The organism is Candidatus Uabimicrobium helgolandensis (assembly GCF_041508025.1).
Classification (GTDB): Bacteria; Planctomycetota; Uabimicrobiia; order Uabimicrobiales; family Uabimicrobiaceae; genus Uabimicrobium; species Uabimicrobium helgolandensis.
Window position 1 is genome coordinate 4,362,377 of the sequence record NZ_CP165719.1, and the last position, 18,259, is coordinate 4,380,635.

Below are 18,259 nucleotides of genomic sequence, written 5' to 3' on the forward strand. Positions count from 1 at the left end.
ATATGAGCGCACATATTGAAACACTGGTTATTCATACTACAGGAAAAGCCACATATGAAATCACTAGCAAAGTACAAGACGTAGTTAAACGCAGCAATATAAAAAAAGGTGTCGCGACGGTTTTCATTCAACACACAAGCGCTAGTTTAATTATATATGAAAATGCCGATCCAACAGCTCGCGTGGATTTGGAAAATTATTTTGATAAACTAGTGCCTGAAAATTTACCATACTTTACTCATACTTACGAAGGCAGTGATGATATGCCGAGCCATATACGTATGGTATTAACAAGAACTTCCGAAACTATTCCTATCGAAAATGGCCGTTTGTGTTTAGGAACTTGGCAGGGAATTTTTGTTTTCGAACATCGTCGTCGCGAACATGAACGCAGTGTTGTAGTCTGTGTTCATTAGCATGTATCCTTATTTCAAAAGAGAATAAATTATGATACCTTTTTCTGAAGCTTCAGAACGATCCCAAGCATATAGACTCCGCAAACTAGCGATGGAAGCTCTTAAACATTATCCCTTAGCAATTCAAAAAGTGCATTTCATTCAAAATGGTGAGAACGCTACTTTTCAGGTGCTAGATAAGAGTAATAATAAATATCTTTTGCGTATATTCCGTTATGGCTATCACACAACAGAAGCAATTAAAGAGGAACTTGATTGGTTAATCGCTATTGGAAATACCACAAATATAAAAGTGCCGCAACCCATAAAAACAATAAAAGAAAAGTGCTTTGTTACTATAAAACATCCTGCGATGACCTACGCAAGACACTGTGCTATTTTTAAATGGGTAGAAGGGCGTTTTTTGTGGAAGTATACAAATACTTCTTACATGAAAAAACTTGGGCGGCTTATTGGCAAATTGCAACAGACAGGCAGAAAACAAAAAATACACCATCGCAATTATTGGACAGTGGACGGATTAATTGGGAAAAATGCTAAGTTTGGAAATCTTGAAGATGTCATTGGTATTCCTAAAAAACAACACGATGAGCTTCTCAGGGCGCGCAATGACATGTATAAAAAGCTAAAAGAATACGAAATAAATAATCCACAGCAATCTGGCTTTATGCATGGAGATCTCCACTTTGGAAATTTTGTGGTGCACAAAGGAGAATTAGGCGCAATTGATTTTGATGATAGTGGTGTTGGTCTTCATCATTATGATTTGGCTATACCAATGCGTTCACTAGCTTACTTTACAGAACATGAAAAACGCGATGATATAGAGCTACTCTCCTCAGCGTTATTTGAAGGGTATGCGGAGTTTATGCCATTTACTGAAAATGACGTCCAAAACGTTGTTGTTTTTCAGGCCGTTAGGCAATTAGTTATGCTACCTTGGCTACATTCGCGTTCAGATGTTGCAAGATTGCGAAAACGTATTCCAAAGGCAGCGAAAAACGCTCTTGACTATATAAAAAAGAATCTCTAGGGCAAGAGATTCTTTGAAAATTTATTTCGTAATTATTCACGCATTTGCTATGATAAAAGTGCATCGAGTAATTTTTTAGATAAAAGGTCAGAATTATGCTTTCAGAAAACGAACAAGTAGAGTTACCTCCCGGGTACGAATTTGTTAAACAAATAGGACAAGGAGGACAAGCAATTGTATGGATGGTACGCAATGATAATGCGCCGAAAAATAGGCGATATGAAGCTCTTAAATTGTTAGATTCTCGTAGCGAAAAAGCAAGCATTCGTTTTGATAAAGAGATGGAAATTCTCTCTGGGCTAAAGCATAAAAATATTGTTCGCGTTTTGAAAATGAATCCTAAAAGTCATTATTTTATCATGGATTACTATTCTAATTCTCTCGATCGCTACATGAATAAAGCAAATTATTCTTTATATACCGCTGTAGAAATTTTGCAACAAGTTACTGAAGGCGTTGCTTTTGCCCATAAATATAATATTATACACCGCGATTTGAAGCCAAGTAATATACTCCTATCCAAAAAACTCACACCAAAAATAGCCGATTTTGGCGTTGTTAAGATTATAGAGGAAAATGCAGAGCCGTTTACCGCCACAGAAGATGTTATTGGTAGTGCTCCGTACATGTCACCAGAACAGTGGGAACAAGATATGATAGACGAGCGTACCGATATTTGGGCGTTAGGTGTCATACTTTATCAAATGATAACAAGGCAATTACCTTTTCCTAACGTGTCAGGGTACCGCTTAGCAAAAGCAATTATTATGGAGCCAATTGTTATCCCTGATAATATGCAAAAAGATCTCAACAGATTAGAACATATGCTTATTCCCATATATCAAAAAGCAGTAATGAAAAAACCCAACGATCGCTATCAAAGTGCTAAAGAAATGGCAAGTGAGATTCGTAAAGCTTTACGGAAATACTCAACAACTAAACTCAATGAAGTACAAGAAGGCTATGTTTTTGTTGCTGATACAAGTATGAAGTATGTAAAACACTACGAAAATATGTTTGCCAAAATGCACCTGAAGATCATTATCGTAAAAGGATGCCGCGATTTGGTTGAAAAACTAAAAGACATCCCACACCCCAACTTTTTACTACTTGATAGTAAGATACCCAAAAGCTCTGTACTAAAAATGATTGCTATTTTTCGTAAAAAAAATCTATTTATTCCGATCATTATTAGTCGTAAGATTCAAGTAGAGCGAAAAATTCGCCTTAGTTTAAGTGATTGTCTAACATACCAAAAAGTGCAAGAGTTATATCGCGCTAAAAGCTAAAGATTCCAACATTTACTTCCTCTAAACATTAAAAAATATGCACACAAAATATCACTGTCATGGCGTGTCTATTTTTGGACTGACGAAATCGATATTATTTTATATAATTATATATCTGTCGTGAATTCCGTAGATGGAATTTACAATGGTCTGTAGTTGTTTTATGTATTTCAAATACAAGTAAATTATAGGGGAAGAGTATGCGTTATTTTGCTATATTGTTAATCGCGATGTGCAGCTTTTTATATGCAGATGCTGTAGTTTCTTACGCGTGGGAAAAAGATGTTGCGCAGTCGCAAATAGGTCCACAAGCAATAGTTGTTGACGACAACGGAATATATGTGCTGTGTAATTTTTCGCAAAATGTGTTATTGTTTTCACACCAAGGAACATTAGTGGAACAAATTCCTTACAAAGCCGAAGGATGCGGACTTGCAGTCGGCCCAGATGGTGAGCTTGCCGTATTTTCGCCACTCACCAAAACAATTACTTGGATACGTGGTGAACTAACAGGTTTGACGAAAACAGTAGATGAGTTACCTGCTGTTAGCGAAGTGTGGAACGAGAACGGAAGTTGGTGGGCGCGTTGTGGATGGCAGGTTGTTGCTGTAGATGCACAAGGTATGACAACTTCTTTGTGCCAAAAATCTTTTGTTAGCGAGCAAAAAGTAATTATGCAACAAGGAGCAGACGTCGATCTAGTATTCACATTTGCAGAGAACGCCACAAATGTAAAACCAATTGCTCATGCTTCAGCGGGCACTTTGTACGTTGATGTTTTAGTAGATGGCCAACACCAAATATTTCTATGCGGTTCTCAAGCAGAAATGTTTAAAAGTAACACAATTAAGTCATCACAACCAAGTATTTTTAGCCATTATTATGTATATAATAATCATTTGTATCAATTGTTTTCTACGAAAAATGGATTTCAAATTACCTGTAAGCAAATGTCAAAAAATACTTGTAGTGGTGTGACAACTCAAAGACACCAAGAACAAATCACACCAAATGAAACCATTTCCGCAACCGACGCACCAACATACATAGATGTTCTTTTTCAAAATGAAGGTGTAGTAAAACGCGTTAAACTACAAGACTATCTAAAAAATGTAGTTTCTGCAGAAATCTATGGAAGTTGGTCACTAGAAGCACATCGTGCAATGGCAGTTACCGCACGTACTTACGCTATAGGACGTAAAAGACACTCCAACGCAAATGTTTGCACCACAACCCATTGCCAAGCTTGGAAAGCAGACGTAACAAGTAAGGCAACTCAAGGTGTAAATGACACTAACGGGGTTCTTATCTACCACAAAGGACGCGTAATTTCCGAAGCGTTGTATTTTGCACATTGTAATGGCAAAACGCGCAACAGCGAAGAAAAATGGAATTATAATCCTTACTTACGTAGTAAAAACTGCGCCTGCGGCAAAAAATCATACTACGGCCACGGAGTTGGAGCTTGCCAATACGGCTTACAAGCTTACTCTCAGCAAGGTTGGTCATATAGTCGAATTTTGGAACACTACTTTACCAACAGTGTTGTGAAATAGAAACCTGTCGTAAGACAGTGTATAATGAATCTTGGTTGTTTTGCCAAGATTTATTATACCGTGGTAGGAATCTTTAGCTGTTGAAGTTGGATAAGCGCTATTATCCTAATTTCAAATAAGAATAACTTAGTTTTAAAATCTATCTAAGGAGAGCTATAATGAAAAGTTGTAAGCAGAAAATACTGTTTTTTGTTCTTTTCTCTTTTTGGGCTAATATTTTTGCTCAATCTCCTCTTCAATTAAAAAAGGATGCTTTTGCAACTTTAACAAATATTTTGACCACTGATCCGATTGTTCAAAAGGCAATAAATACAGCACGTCTCTCTATTCAGAAAAGCTTGACATTTAAAGAACAACCGCTCTTCATTGACAGTTTTAGAATTTCTGCTAAAGATGGTCCAAAAGTTTTTTCAAATAGCAAAAGAGCAGCTACCACACTAGTAAATGCAATCGCTAAAAATACTACTCCACAAGACATCAAAGATTCTTTTCAACAAATAGTTGATTCTTTAGTTTTATCGGACAAACAAATAGCTGATCTTTCGTTAAAAACGGCGCAGGCAATGATAGGCGTTTTCGAAGTAAAATCGAATCTTTTTGGTCAGTCCGTAGGAAAATTTACAAGCGGAGAACAGGAAACTAACGCACCAAAAGCAATAGCGTTTTTTGACCAATCATGGCGGCTTTCGCAGAAAGCGGTATTTAATAAGCTTAAAAATATAACAATCACTAGTTTTAGTGATTCTCCAGACCCTTTTGATCCAACAAGCGAGCAAAATATATTGGATGTAACTATTCGTATCGAGAAACTTGCTCCTAAACAATTTCTTAGCATTACTCAAGTAATCAAAGATTCCTCGAATAACATTGTCCACACCATAGTTACAAAGAATCAGGTTTTTAGTCGCTCTGTAGATATTCAAGCAAAAAGTATTTGGGATGGACGTGATAATCAGGGAAATATTGTAACTCCAGGTGATTATACTTACGTTGCATATGGACAATTATTTGTTTTTAGGAATGGGTTGCCTGTAAACAAAGAACTTTCTTTTCCTGTTATCGGGAAAATTAAGGTTGCAAGTGGGACTACACTTCCTGTTGATGAGCATACAGTCGCATTATGGAGGTTTGATGATGAGGGAGGAACAACAATAAGTGATATTAGTGGGAATGGTCATACTGGCACAATTGTTGGACCTACTTTTGTAACAGGAAAAGATGGAGGAGCATTAAGTTTTGACGGAGTAGACGACCATGTGATTGTTGCTCATAGCAACAAGCTTAACTTTTTTGATAGTGATGATTTTACTCTTGAGTGTTGGATAAAACCTGGCGATGCTAAAGATGGAACATGGTTTGTTAAAGGAAGAATTGGCATCGACTTTAATTGGGGGCTAAGAGATCGTGGTAATGGCGATTTAGTTTTTAGAAAAACTCCAGAAGATCCAATTATTGGTATAGAACCAATAGTAAATGATAGTAGAGGAAAATTTACATACTTTGCTATAGTCCAAAAAGAGGGTCAAATTATTTGTTTTGTTAACGGTGAACTATACCAAACAAATAATTTTACAGTTGCCAACGCAGATGTGAACAACGAGCCGCTATTTTTTGGTGGTAGTAGTCCAACAACAAATTTTGGAAGATTTACCTTCGATGAATTTAGAATATCTAATATTGCTCGTACAGCTTCTGAGATTGCAGATCACTTCGAAATAAATAAACCTTTGCTACAAAAAAAATAAATCAATGAGTATGTAAGTAAACAAAATAACCTATGCATTGAAACCTGCCTATACAACCTATTTACAATAAAAGAGTACATGGTCTAAATAAAAAATAAAATGTATTGCCGTTTTTTCTCCGCGAAAAGTATTATTATGTAAATAATAATACTTTTGTGAAGGAGATAAAAATCATACTATGGCCGACGGAGTCGGAGCTTGCCAATACGGCTTACAAGCTTACTCTCAATAAGGTTGGTCATATAGTCGAATTTTGGAACACTACTTTACCAACTGTGTTGTAAAATAGAAACCTGTCGTAAGATAGTGTATAATAAATCTTGGTTGCGTTTCGCCAAGATTTGTTATTGTTCTATGTGTCTCTTCTTGCAGTTTACTCCACATATATTTGATTTTGGTAAGCCAAGTCCATTTCCGAAAACTTTCTAGTATAAAAATAGAACTTTTGTGAATTGTAACAATATTAAAAGCTTTGAAATGAGTTCAGGCTCGAAAAAACATTTTGACCTAATCTAAAAAAAATACCACATCTGCCATTCTTTTTGCCATCCAGTAAAAAATACGCCGAACATGCTTCTCTGATCAAGATAAGGAATAATACCGTTTAGTTTTTAGTATTTTGCCAAAGAAGTCATCAATCGCTTGAATCGCATTAAAATTATCAAAATAAAGTTAGAAATTTTTTAGAAATTATTGCCGCTTTTAACATGAAATGAGTATATAAAACAAATATGTTTGCAAACATATTTCACAAATAGAAGAATTACTATTATTTTTGAAGTCAACCCACTATTTATTGTCTAATAGTTTTAAGAGGAAAAAATGGTAATAAGAAAATGTGTTGTAGTTGTACTGTTATTAATTTTAATGGTTGAAGGCGTTTATTTATATCAACAACAGCAAGAAATAAATGTTTTATCTGAACAAGAAAAATAACTACAAGCAGAGAAAGGGTTCTATGAATCAGCAAAAAAAAGTAGTTATTTACAACATAGTAATCGCTGTTCTATTGGTGATTTATATAGTATTAACTACCTTGATATTTATCAATCATAAAAAAATAGCAATACTCAAACAAAAGATTGTGCAAACGAAAAATAAAACCAAAATACAAAATAATGAATCTAGCACTTATATAAAAAATAATAAAACTGTACACAGTAAGAAAAACAGTGGAAATATTAATACAACGATCAAAAAACATCAACAAAAAATGCAAGAACAAAAACCAGATAGTGAAGCCTATTTTAAATTAGGTGTTCTATATTTCGCAAAAGCAGGTAAAGAACAACAAGCGATCGATTGTTTTCGCAAAACACTTAATCTAAAACCTAATCATTCAAAAAAAGCAGCAATACAACTGTGGATAAACTTATTACAAAAAAAGCTGAATAAGGGGAATAAAAATTGAAAAAATGGCTAGTAGCAATAGTTATATCACAACTCCTGCTGGGAGGATTATCAGCACAAGCATTAAGTTCGATAGAAGTTTCGGACATTGATGTAAAACGCGACGGTTTTTTCAGTCCAGTAATTACCTTAATTTTCGATGATGACACAACAGATACGATTTCAGCCCGAGAAATCAATCTAGTGAGTTTACAACCAAGTGGTTTTGTTGAGTTTGTAACGACTCCATTCTCTGGAGGAGGGCTACGTAGAGAAAACAATGTTGCTGATACAACAGTAACAGCAAATTGGACAGTGACTATAGGAGGAGTCACGGAGACAGCAAGTTCAAATGTAAACGTGTTAGGGGAACTAAGTGAAATTGAAGTCCCTGATATTTCATTGAATAGAAGTGACATTAAACTTCCATTTTTGATACTAAAATATACAGATGAAACGGAAGACATAGAGAATCCTCTTGCAGTCGGTTCTTTTGGAGGTCGTCTTTATTTTGATTCGTTTGCAGAGCCAAATATTGTGAGAATAATTGAAGATCCATTTAGTCTCGATGGTTTTGGAAGAAGCTCAAATGTACCCGACACCTTAGTAACAGTAAATTGGAGTCACACAGATGGTGTGTTTAAAGAAACAACATCAACTATTGATGTCAAAGGCCAACTTGATGAAATAGAAGTAACCGATATTAATATAAATCGTGATGATATCTTACTTCCAACTCTTACTTTAAAATATACAGATCAAACAGAAGAAAACGGTCAGCCATTGCAAACAGGTTCAACAGGAGGACGACTGTTTTTTGGTTCGTTTGCTGAGCCAGATATTATAAGCATACTTGAAAATCCATTTGGAGCAAGTGGTTTTAGAAGAAATGCCAATGTACCTGATACCTTAGTAACGGTAAACTGGAGATACACAGATGGTGTATTTAAGGAAACAACTTCAACAGTTGATGTTAAAGGACAAGTGCGCAAGATTTTTGTCGATGATGCTCGTTTGGTACACGGGGAGAGACTAAAACCTTCTATGGAGGTTGAATTTACCGACAATACTGGAACAACAGTGAACAATGCACTTAATAATTTAGCAAGTTTATTACCAGATAATATTGTACGTGTTGTGAGTAGTCCTTTTGATGGAAGTGCAATTGTAACTGTTTCATCTTCATCGCGCGGGAATGTCAAAGCAACTTGGAATTTTACTGATGGTGTTCTTGCTACAGTACAATCAACTATCCGCGTTACAGGAAAAAGAGACAATCTTGTCCAAGAGAACAAAGACGAAGACAATGGTAACAATGGCGATGATGACCAGTCAGTAGTTACTACTGAAACCAGTGAAAATAATCGTAGCACAAGTAGTGGAAACCCGGCAACACTAGTACAAGGAAAAGCTTCGACAGCAAGTAGAAAAGGTTGCGGAGATTGCGATACAAAATGTACAACAAAAGAAGCTATAACGCAGCTCCCTTCGCAAAAGAATACAGGTGATCCAATACATATCAATTCTTTGGAATTTTTTCTTGAAGCAGTTGATTTACAAATACCAGGACGTGGCATGGATTTTGTTATGCGTCGCACTTATCACAGCCGCAGTAACTTTGATGGACCACTCGGATTTAATTGGGATTTCGAGTTTAATCGACGCTTTGTGCCTGATCCACAAGATCCAAATATTTTAGTACTATACGATGGACAAATGCGTGGTAATCCTTATGTAATTTCTGGCGATGATGTTATTTCCCCAGACTATCATTTTAATAAGGTTGTGAAAGAAGATGATGGGCGGCTATCTCTACGTAATCGCACAGGGACAATTACTCGGTTTTTGCCCATAGGTAACAGTGTGACCTCTGGAAAAATAGACGAGATCGTTACGCGTTGTGGTAATCGCCATAAATATACTTATGACTCTAACGGCGATTTAGAAAAGATAATTGATTCGCTAAGCAGAGAAATTGAGTTCTTTTTTAATAATGATGGGCGTTTAATTCGCATCAGAGATTTTTCAGGTCGCGAAGTAATTTATACTTACAGTAGTGAAGGTGACTTAATTTCTGTTCGTAGTCCTGTCGTTACGGGAACATCAACGGGAAATGACTTTGCTCAAGGAAAACTTTGGCAATATACATACTCCACAGGTTTCGATGATCCTAAAATGAATCATAATCTTTTAACCATAACTGCCCCAAATGAACAAGGAACAAATATAAAACGCACTACAAATTTTTATTCATCTGATGATCGCATCATTATGCAAGAATGGGGTGGAACAGTTAACGGTGTGCCAGCAGGTGGAAGTGTTACTTATGCAAGAGAAATTCTTAACGAAGGAATAGATCCTGCAAACCCTGATCTTGAAAGAGAAAAAGTTACTTGTATAGATCGCAATTCTAACGAAAGAATCTATTTTTACAACAATGCAAAACTACTTATTCGCAAAGAAGTAAAAACAAGAGGTGTACGCGAAAACGAACCGCAAGCGTTTATAACGCAGCACAAATATTCTGACACAGGTTTACTCCTCGAAACGATTTTTCCAGAAGGGAATAAAACCGTATATGAATATTCGAATAGTACCGATAAATTTCAACAAAGCAATATGATTTCAGTAACACAAATTCCAGACGCTGCACGTGGTGGTGACCAAGCATCCATTAAAGTAGAATATGAATATGACCCTGTTTACAATCAAGCGATAAAAGTAGTTTCGCCAAGGGGTTTGGATAATAACTACATTCCACAAAATGGTGGCGTAACAAGCAAAGAACGTTACACAACCGAAATGATTCCTGATTACTTTGAAGCAAACCTTGATGATCAGGTATGTTTTTGTGGATTAACATTACAGCAAATCATTGACAAATACGATATTGATATTAGTAGTGTGCAAGATAGGATCAATCAAGGCGACTTAAATGGAAATCTTCGTATAGATGGAATATGTGGCAATATGATTGTCAAGCGCTTACCAAATGTAAATTTACGTAGTGAATCTCTACAAAGCGTAGAAGAAGGATCATTAGTTCAAGAAATAGAATATCGCTATAGTTTTAACCGCTTTGGCCAATTAGAATCAGAAGAAACGCCAGAAGGTGAAGTAACTCTGAGTATCTTTTATCCAGAAACAAATCCAAGCGGAATTCCAGGTGTCAATCGTACAGGCAACAATAATGCTGGCGAACCTTTTGATACAGGTACTGGGGGTTACCTACAAAAAATTATTGTGGATCAGTCCCATTCAGCACGTTATAGAGGGAATTCTTTACCAACTCAACTTACTTCTGAATTTGCGTACAACGAAGTCGGAAATATGATTTCAATACTCGATGCACGCGGTGTAAAATCGGTGATGGAGGTAAATCAATTAAACCAAACTGTTGAAGTTATATCCGCTTCTGACGTATCAGCATCTACCGAAGATTTAACAGCTTTTGCCTACAAAACAAGATTTTTTTATGACAGTAATAATAATGTGATTGAATCGCAAATCGAAATACGTGATTCTAATAACCCCGATTTACCAAATTTTTTACCAACGAAATATAAATATGACATTTTAGATAACGTAATTGAAACAGAAGAAACAATAAGTAACAGTGAAACACGTATCACTCAAATGCGTTATGATGCCAACGAAAATGTTAACGAAATAATATCCTCGGAGGCAGTAAATGGTAACCAACCTAATAACATCACTAAATTTATTTATGATGAAAGGGATATTGTTTTTTCAACAACATCGGGTGTTAACTCTTTAGAGGAGAGAACTTTAATATTTAATGTTGATAATAATGGAAATGTAACAACAACGATTGACGCCGAGGACAATAACGGTGATGGTGAAGGAGATGCATCAACAATTATTCTAGATGGATTTGACCGTGCAAAACGAGTGATTGATGCGGTTGGCAACGAATCCATTATGACATATGATCCAGATAGTAATATAATTATGACCGAAGTTTTTGGACCAACATCTGGACCAAGTCGTAGCGACAATGATACTTCAGGCAATGTTCTTCTTGCAAAAACAGAAGCACTATACGATGAAATATCGCGCGTATTCCAAAGCGATGCTCATTTGTTTGTTTCCGATAACGTAAGTACTGTTCGTCCTGTAGTTTTAAATGATAACGATGTCTCTCCAGGAGATGGCAAAGTAACATCATTTATCGATTATGATCGTAATTCGCGAGTCACATTTACTACAAGTCCAAGTCCACAAAATGAAGCTGAAATAACAACGATAAAATACGATGGGGCGCAACGCCGAATTCAAGTAATCGACGCTGAAAATAATGAGCAACTCATTGAGTACGACAAAAACAGTAATCCGATACGCATTACAAGTATAGATGTAAACCCTACAGGGCGCGTTACGAATGAAACATTTACAAATATCAATGTATATGATTCTTTGAACCGTATCGCAAGAACGACAGACAATATTGGGCAAACGAATTATTTTACTTACTCAAGCCGTAATCTTCTTATTCGTACTGCCGATGCTCAAGGTCCACAAATTGCTGACCCACTGGGTTTATTTGCTGGCAATATCAACGATGAAGGTAACATTAGTGAAACCAAGTATGATGGTTTAGCCAGAGCTTTTGAAAGTATTCGTGAATTACGTATAGATGGCGAAGGAGGCAATCCTCTTGATTTATCCAATCCATCAAATACTGATGGTAAAATTACAGAAACCACCACTTACGATCAAAATTCAAGAGTACTCAGTGTAACAGACGACAATGGCAACACTACTGGTTATCAATATGATAACTTAAATCGTTTAATCAAAACAGTTTATGCTGATATACGGGAAACAACAATAGAGTATGATAAAGACAGTAATATCATTCGTACTACTGATAACAATAATAATGTCTGTGATTATACGTTTGACGCTATTAACCGTACAATTGAAAAAAACATTTCTCGTTCTGTAAGTAATAATATAGAAGGAACAACGCTACAAACTTTCGAATATGATGGTCTTTCGCGTTTAGTTACCGCAACGGACAATAACGACCCTAATGATGTAAACGATAACAGCACTGTTCTACGCAAGTATGATTCACTAAGTCGTTTGGTGGAAGAACAGCAAAATGGCAAAGTCATTTCAATGAACTGGCGTGAAGGCGGTGACTTGGCTGATTGCACCTATCCAAATGAAAGAGTAATTTCTTATACACAAGACAAACTAAATCGCACGAAAACTATTGGCGATACAGGCGAAAATCCTATCGCTACTTACGATTACATTGGTGGTCGTGTTTTAGAACGCGTATATAAAAACAATACCAGATTAACCATGCTCAATGATACAAATGATACCAATATTGGTTATGACAACTTACCACGATTAGCACAAATGCGTCATTTAAAAAATGGTAACAACGAACTCATTACTGGTTATGCTTATGGTTACAATCGCGTCAATTTCAAAGAACATAAAGTAAACTTAAAAAATCCACAATTTAGTGAATTATATAAGCTTGATTCGCTTTATCGCGTTGTTGATTTTAAGCGCGGAACTCTTGCTGCTGGAAATGACTCAATAAATGGAACTGCATCTCAAACCCAGGACTGGCAATTAGACGGTGTTGGTAACTGGGCAAATACCACTGTTGATGGCACAGCACAAACGCAAACAGTAAACGAAGTGAACGAATACGATTCTTTTAATGGAGTTACTTTTGTTCACGATGATAATGGAAATCTTACCGATGATGGCGAAAGGCTCTTTACTTATGACGCTTTAAACAGAATAATTGAAATAAATAGCAAAGAGGACAATCGTGTAATCGCTACATATAAATATGATTTCTCGAATCGTCGTATTGAAAAGAATTTCCAAACAAAGACTGCAGGAGAATGTAATACAAATCAAGGTGAATCAACACCTGATGCAAATACACTTCTTTTGTATCATTACAACAACGAAACAGGACCAATAGTCGATAGCTCTGACAACGGCTTAAATATTACTAATACCAGAAATACCAGTCGCGATGATGGGTTATTTAACACAAGAGCTTTACGTTTTAATGGTAAACGTTTGACTGTTCCATTATCAAATGCAATTGATAATATTCAAGATCAACTAACTGTAGAAACGTTTGTTTTTCTCGATCCAACAACTCCAGAAGAAGAACTAGAGTTAGGTGGACCGTTAGTAAAACGCAAGCAAAGTTACCGTTTGAAGATAAACAAAACCTCACGTAAACCAGTATTTGTAATCGATACTGTCAATTCAGATGGAACTACCACAACAAGAACAAGGGTGCGTGGAGATATTGAAATTCCGCTGCGAACTTGGGTACATCTTGCTGGCATTTATGATGGACAGACTGTAAAATTGTTTGTAAACGGTGTTGAGCAGCAGAAGGTGAAAAACGTTAGCGGAAACATTGCTATTGATCCAACAGTGAAAACGCGTTTAGGTAATGGTCAGTTTTTTGGCTTACTAGAAGAAACGCGCATTTCAAATGTTGCTCGTATTGGCTGTGATCCGGGTGAAATTGTTACGCAAGATATTCGGCGTAATTTCTTTTACAGTGGTTGGCGTGTAATTGAAGAAAGACAACAGACAGGAGAAGCTGGACAACAACTCGGAGACGAAATTGTGTCGAGGCAGTTTGTTGATGGTAACGGAATAGATGAACACCTCCAATTACGGGTTTTTAACGGCGAGAATTTGGGGGAATTCGAAGAACTATATTTTCATGAAAACGCGCGCGGGGACGTTGTTGCTTTGACGAACGACATTGGCGATGTTGCACTGTCGTTAGAATACAGTAGCTATGGCGTACCGTATGTTGTCGATGATGCTGGAGAGCTGGAGGAATTTGGTGATTTTGAGAGTGTAGTTTATGGTTTTCAAGGGCGAAGAATCGACCAAGAGACTTCGCTGATGTATTACCGTAATAGGTATTATAATCAAGAGCTTGGTAGATTTCTTCAGCGTGATCCACTAGGATATGTTGATAGTTTTGGGCTTTATGAGGCTTTTGGTGGTAATCCTTTCAACTACTCTGATCCATTTGGTAAAGAAGATAGTTGGCTTGGTAGTTTGTGGAGCGGAGTAAAAACAGCAACTTCTTTCGTTGGAAGAACGCTTCTTGGTGCTGGAGCAGCTCCTACAGCTTACGTAATGGATTCACTTGGCTTCAAAGAATCGGCAGAACTAGTATACGACAATCTCACTATACGATCTGAGTATAACGCTGCAATGAGTAGTGATTATGTTGCATATATGGCAAATTATTTTAATGACGAGCAGGCTAATGCAATAAATGCAACATTCACGACAGCAGGAGCTGCATGGGGAGGTTGGACTGCTGAAGGCCTATCAATTGGTGGAGCAGGACCTACAGGTGGGGTTAGCCTTGCTTTATCTCCAGCTTTTGTTGCTGGAGGAACTGCTGCTGGAGCTGGTATCGGTTATGGAGCAGGGCTAATATTCAATACTATCTGGGGTTCTATAAACTATATGATGGGTGAAGGTAGTGGAGGTTCAAACAATAGTACAAGTCCTCATAATCCTTGTCCTGATATTTCTTTTACACGAAGACAATTGCAAAAGAAATTTGATAAACATGCTAGTGATTTTCTTGATTCGAAAAAATACCCACTGAATTCAAATGGAACTATAAGAATGAACAATCAGTCCTTAAGCGATTTTGAAAAGGCAATTGTAGATCATATGAAAGATAAAGATACAATACAGCAAGGTGTATATGGACTTAATAGAGATCCTGTTTTCTATAATAAAAAAACGCGTAACATAATTGTTAAGAATAAAAATAACGATTTTGTAACCGGATTTAAGTTAGACAAGAGAACTAAACAGTATAAAAACTATGTTAAGAATGGATTCTTAAAGTAAAGATCAGTAGTAGCTGAATCATATGATTCAGCTACTACTAATTGCCTACTGTTAAATATCAGCTTTTTGAAAAAAATTAGAAAGACTACTTTATTTACAAATGAAAAAAATAAAATCTAAAACACTCAATAAAATAAAAAGTAACACAGAATATTTTTGTTGTGCTTTTTTCTTAGACAACAAAATAGAGCATAAGTTGAACAATAGTCATTTTTATAACTGTAGTTTTCGCCAGGATGTTTACTTTGGAAATTTAGAAAATTGCTCATTTAATAATTGTAATTTTTCAAATAATGTTCAAATAAATTTTGAAAATATACATTTAGTCCGAATTCCTTGTTGGGTATATTCTCTTCCTGTAACATTTTTAAATTTAAACGGTTGTGGATTACCAAATTTAAAATTAGAGAGTTTAAAAACACTAACGAGTTTAACTTTAGCTAGTAATTGTTTAGAAAAAATTTATCCAGAACTGATGGAGTTAAAGCAATTGCAATATATAAACTTAGATTATAACAAAATCGTAGATATTCCATCTCAGATCAAGAATCTTAAAAATATTAAATCTATATCTCTTAGCTACAACGATATTGGTAGGATTTCTTCAGATTTCATGACACTAAAAAAAATAAATTACTTAAATTTAGCGGTTAATGATCTTAGAAGGTTTCCATTAGAAATTACAGATTTTCCTAAATTGACTTATCTGGATATCGGCAGTAATGAAATTAAAGAAATACCTAAAGAAATTGGACAATTGAAAAATTTAACGCATCTAGATCTTTATGAAAATGATATAGAAAAATTACCAGAGACACTAAGAAATTTAAAAAAATTAATTTTTTTGAACCTTGGGAAGAATAAATTTACTACTACATCTAAAGATAAAGTAATGTCTTATGTTCATCCAAAATGTAAAGTATTATTTTAGCCAGAATTGTCTATTCTGGTGCCAGACTCAGAATAGATTGATGTTAATTCTTTATTTTGCAACTACTTATAGTTACAATTGTAGCAAATGGATTTCTTAAAATACAATTTTTTTTAAAAACTTGAAATTACAAATAGCAAACAAAAGCGCACATTAAATCGTGCGCTTTTTTTATTATATTCAAGAATTACGAACCAGTCCTATTTTTTCCCTAATCTCATTTATAGCATTCCATATTTTTTGGTTTTCATCTTCTTTTTTTGGTTTTGGATAACCAAACAATTCTTCAACAATATCTAACTTTTTAGCCAATAAAATCAAGACATGTGCAGGGGGAGAAGTTTTATTTCTTTCCCAAGCAGATATAGCAGCAGGAGTAACATTATATTCATCAGCAAGTTGTCGCTGAGAGATATTTTGATTTATCCGACCTTCTCTTATTATCTTTCCGATATTTATTTTTTCCATAGCAGCACCAAATAAATAATTTATATTTATCAATTTATTATTGACTACAGTAAATTATTTGTTACCATAAAACAATATTTTATTTACATTAATCAATTTTAAATTGCCATACAGGCAAAAAATAAACCTTTTCAATCTGGGAAATCTTGGCGGATTACAGAAAGAAAAGGTTCTTAAACAAGGAGCAAAGGAAATGTCAGAGACATTAACCACTTGCGACCTTTGGCTAGGAGGCTATATTCTGAGTGAATCAGACGCCGAGCTAAAGGACGTACAAGTATCATTTGAAGGCAGAAAAAGTATCCTTTTTAGTATAAAAGGAGAAGATTTAAATGAGCTAGCAAAGTCATATTACAAACAAGAAGCATTAGCAAATGTAGCAGAATTAAGAGCTAAACTCAATTTCCTTCGTGACATAATATTCGAATCCCGTAGACAAAGAAAATCAGGGAGATAGAATAATGTCAGAGATAAAGAAATTATACAGCCAAAAAGATAAAAAATCAACAAAAAGTTTAGTTGCAAAAAGAGAGAAGCGTCGAAAAGCAGCATTAAGTTTTTTTACAATAGAAGAGCTTCTGCAACATTTAAAATTGCAACAGAACAACAAGGCAATCTGTCCTAAATGCAAAAAAGAGCACACTCTTGAGAGAAATAAGCATGAATTCAAATGCAAATCCTGTAAACAAAAAGGCCACACAATAAAGCTGGTCAAACTTGCACTCGGTATTTCCGATTGGAAAGCGATTGCTTACATTGAAAACCTAGCAAAAGAAAAAATAGCGAAACCAAAGCCACAATCAAAAGCAAAACCAAAGCTCGAAACAAAACCAACTCCAATCTCAATTCCAAAAACAAACATCCCAATTCAATCAAGCAACAAAGAACGCATACAAAAAATCAAACAACAAAACAAAATAAGCGATATCGTAACCAAATATACAAATGCGTCATTCAAAAAAACAGGAAACGCAATACTCTGTCGTTGTCCATTTGCAGACCACGAAGACAAGACACCTTCGTTTAGTGTCAACGATAAAAAAGGCGTATTCAACTGCTTTGGTTGTAGTAAAAACGGGGATGTAATTAGTTTCGTACAACAATACAAAAACTGTTCGTTCAAAGAAGCACTAAACCTACTAGATCCAATTCCTCTAGCTCAAAAAACAACCGTTTCTCGTACAATAAGCAAATCACAATTAATAAAACGCTGCGTAAGTATCTTCGAGCAAACCCTACAACAAAATCAGCAAGCGCAAACTTTCTTGCGTGACAGAGGAATATTCGATGGCAACATGGCGCAATATAAATAAGAGTGTCAGACCTTTTTTGCTGAGACAAACTTATACAAAAAAATGAAGGTTTTATCGGTTTGATAATTTACAAGACACAGAATAAGAGTGTCAGACCTTTTTTGCTGAGACAAACTTATACAAAAAAATGAAGGTTTTATCGGTTTGATAATTTACAAGACACAGGAAAAAGAGAACAACAGAGAAAATAGTAATTGAATAAAAATTC

General features: G+C 35.5%; 11 protein-coding genes. 10 read left to right on the forward strand and 1 reads right to left on the reverse strand.

Annotated elements, in window-relative coordinates; genetic code table 11:
• Nucleotides 1-2 precede the first annotated feature (2 nt).
• The 8 genes from UABHE_RS15985 (at nucleotide 3) to UABHE_RS16020 (ending at nucleotide 16,270) form a co-directional block, all read left to right on the forward strand.
• A complete protein-coding gene (locus UABHE_RS15985; RefSeq protein ID WP_372371336.1) occupies nucleotides 3-416 on the forward strand; it encodes a secondary thiamine-phosphate synthase enzyme YjbQ in 414 nt (137 codons plus the stop codon).
• Between the two features lie 31 nt (nucleotides 417-447).
• On the forward strand, nucleotides 448-1,449 hold the full coding sequence (locus tag UABHE_RS15990) for a phosphotransferase enzyme family protein (RefSeq protein WP_372371337.1): 1,002 nt from the start codon (nucleotides 448-450) through the stop codon (nucleotides 1,447-1,449).
• 95 nt (nucleotides 1,450-1,544) lie between these two features.
• Nucleotides 1,545-2,738: a serine/threonine protein kinase gene (locus tag UABHE_RS15995; RefSeq protein WP_372371338.1), complete on the forward strand. Its 1,194-nt coding sequence runs from the start codon at nucleotides 1,545-1,547 to the stop codon at nucleotides 2,736-2,738.
• A gap of 200 nt (nucleotides 2,739-2,938) precedes the next feature.
• The gene (locus UABHE_RS16000) at nucleotides 2,939-4,294 is read left to right on the forward strand and encodes a SpoIID/LytB domain-containing protein (protein ID WP_372371339.1); all 1,356 of its coding nucleotides are present in this window, start codon (nucleotides 2,939-2,941) and stop codon (nucleotides 4,292-4,294) included.
• 158 nt (nucleotides 4,295-4,452) lie between these two features.
• The gene (locus UABHE_RS16005; protein ID WP_372371340.1) at nucleotides 4,453-6,039 is read left to right on the forward strand and encodes a LamG-like jellyroll fold domain-containing protein; all 1,587 of its coding nucleotides are present in this window, start codon (nucleotides 4,453-4,455) and stop codon (nucleotides 6,037-6,039) included.
• 958 nt (nucleotides 6,040-6,997) lie between these two features.
• The gene (locus UABHE_RS16010; RefSeq protein WP_372371341.1) at nucleotides 6,998-7,450 is read left to right on the forward strand and encodes a hypothetical protein; all 453 of its coding nucleotides are present in this window, start codon (nucleotides 6,998-7,000) and stop codon (nucleotides 7,448-7,450) included.
• The gene (locus tag UABHE_RS16015) at nucleotides 7,447-15,339 is read left to right on the forward strand and encodes an RHS repeat-associated core domain-containing protein (protein ID WP_372371342.1); all 7,893 of its coding nucleotides are present in this window, start codon (nucleotides 7,447-7,449) and stop codon (nucleotides 15,337-15,339) included. Before UABHE_RS16010 ends, UABHE_RS16015 begins: the two co-directional genes overlap by 4 nt.
• 100 nt (nucleotides 15,340-15,439) lie before the next feature.
• On the forward strand, nucleotides 15,440-16,270 hold the full coding sequence (locus UABHE_RS16020) for a leucine-rich repeat domain-containing protein (protein WP_372371343.1): 831 nt from the start codon (nucleotides 15,440-15,442) through the stop codon (nucleotides 16,268-16,270).
• A 180-nt stretch (nucleotides 16,271-16,450) separates the two neighbouring features.
• Here UABHE_RS16020 and UABHE_RS16025 read toward each other — a convergent pair whose 3' ends face one another.
• The gene (locus UABHE_RS16025; protein ID WP_372371344.1) at nucleotides 16,451-16,738 is read right to left on the reverse strand and encodes a helix-turn-helix domain-containing protein; all 288 of its coding nucleotides are present in this window, start codon (nucleotides 16,736-16,738) and stop codon (nucleotides 16,451-16,453) included.
• Nucleotides 16,739-16,931: 193 nt separating this feature from the next.
• On the opposite strand from UABHE_RS16025, the gene UABHE_RS16030 reads away from it, so the two are divergent.
• On the forward strand, nucleotides 16,932-17,195 hold the full coding sequence (locus UABHE_RS16030) for a hypothetical protein (protein WP_372371345.1): 264 nt from the start codon (nucleotides 16,932-16,934) through the stop codon (nucleotides 17,193-17,195).
• A gap of 4 nt (nucleotides 17,196-17,199) precedes the next feature.
• A complete protein-coding gene (locus UABHE_RS16035) occupies nucleotides 17,200-18,051 on the forward strand; it encodes a CHC2 zinc finger domain-containing protein (protein ID WP_372371346.1) in 852 nt (283 codons plus the stop codon).
• Nucleotides 18,052-18,259: the final 208 nt, after the last annotated feature.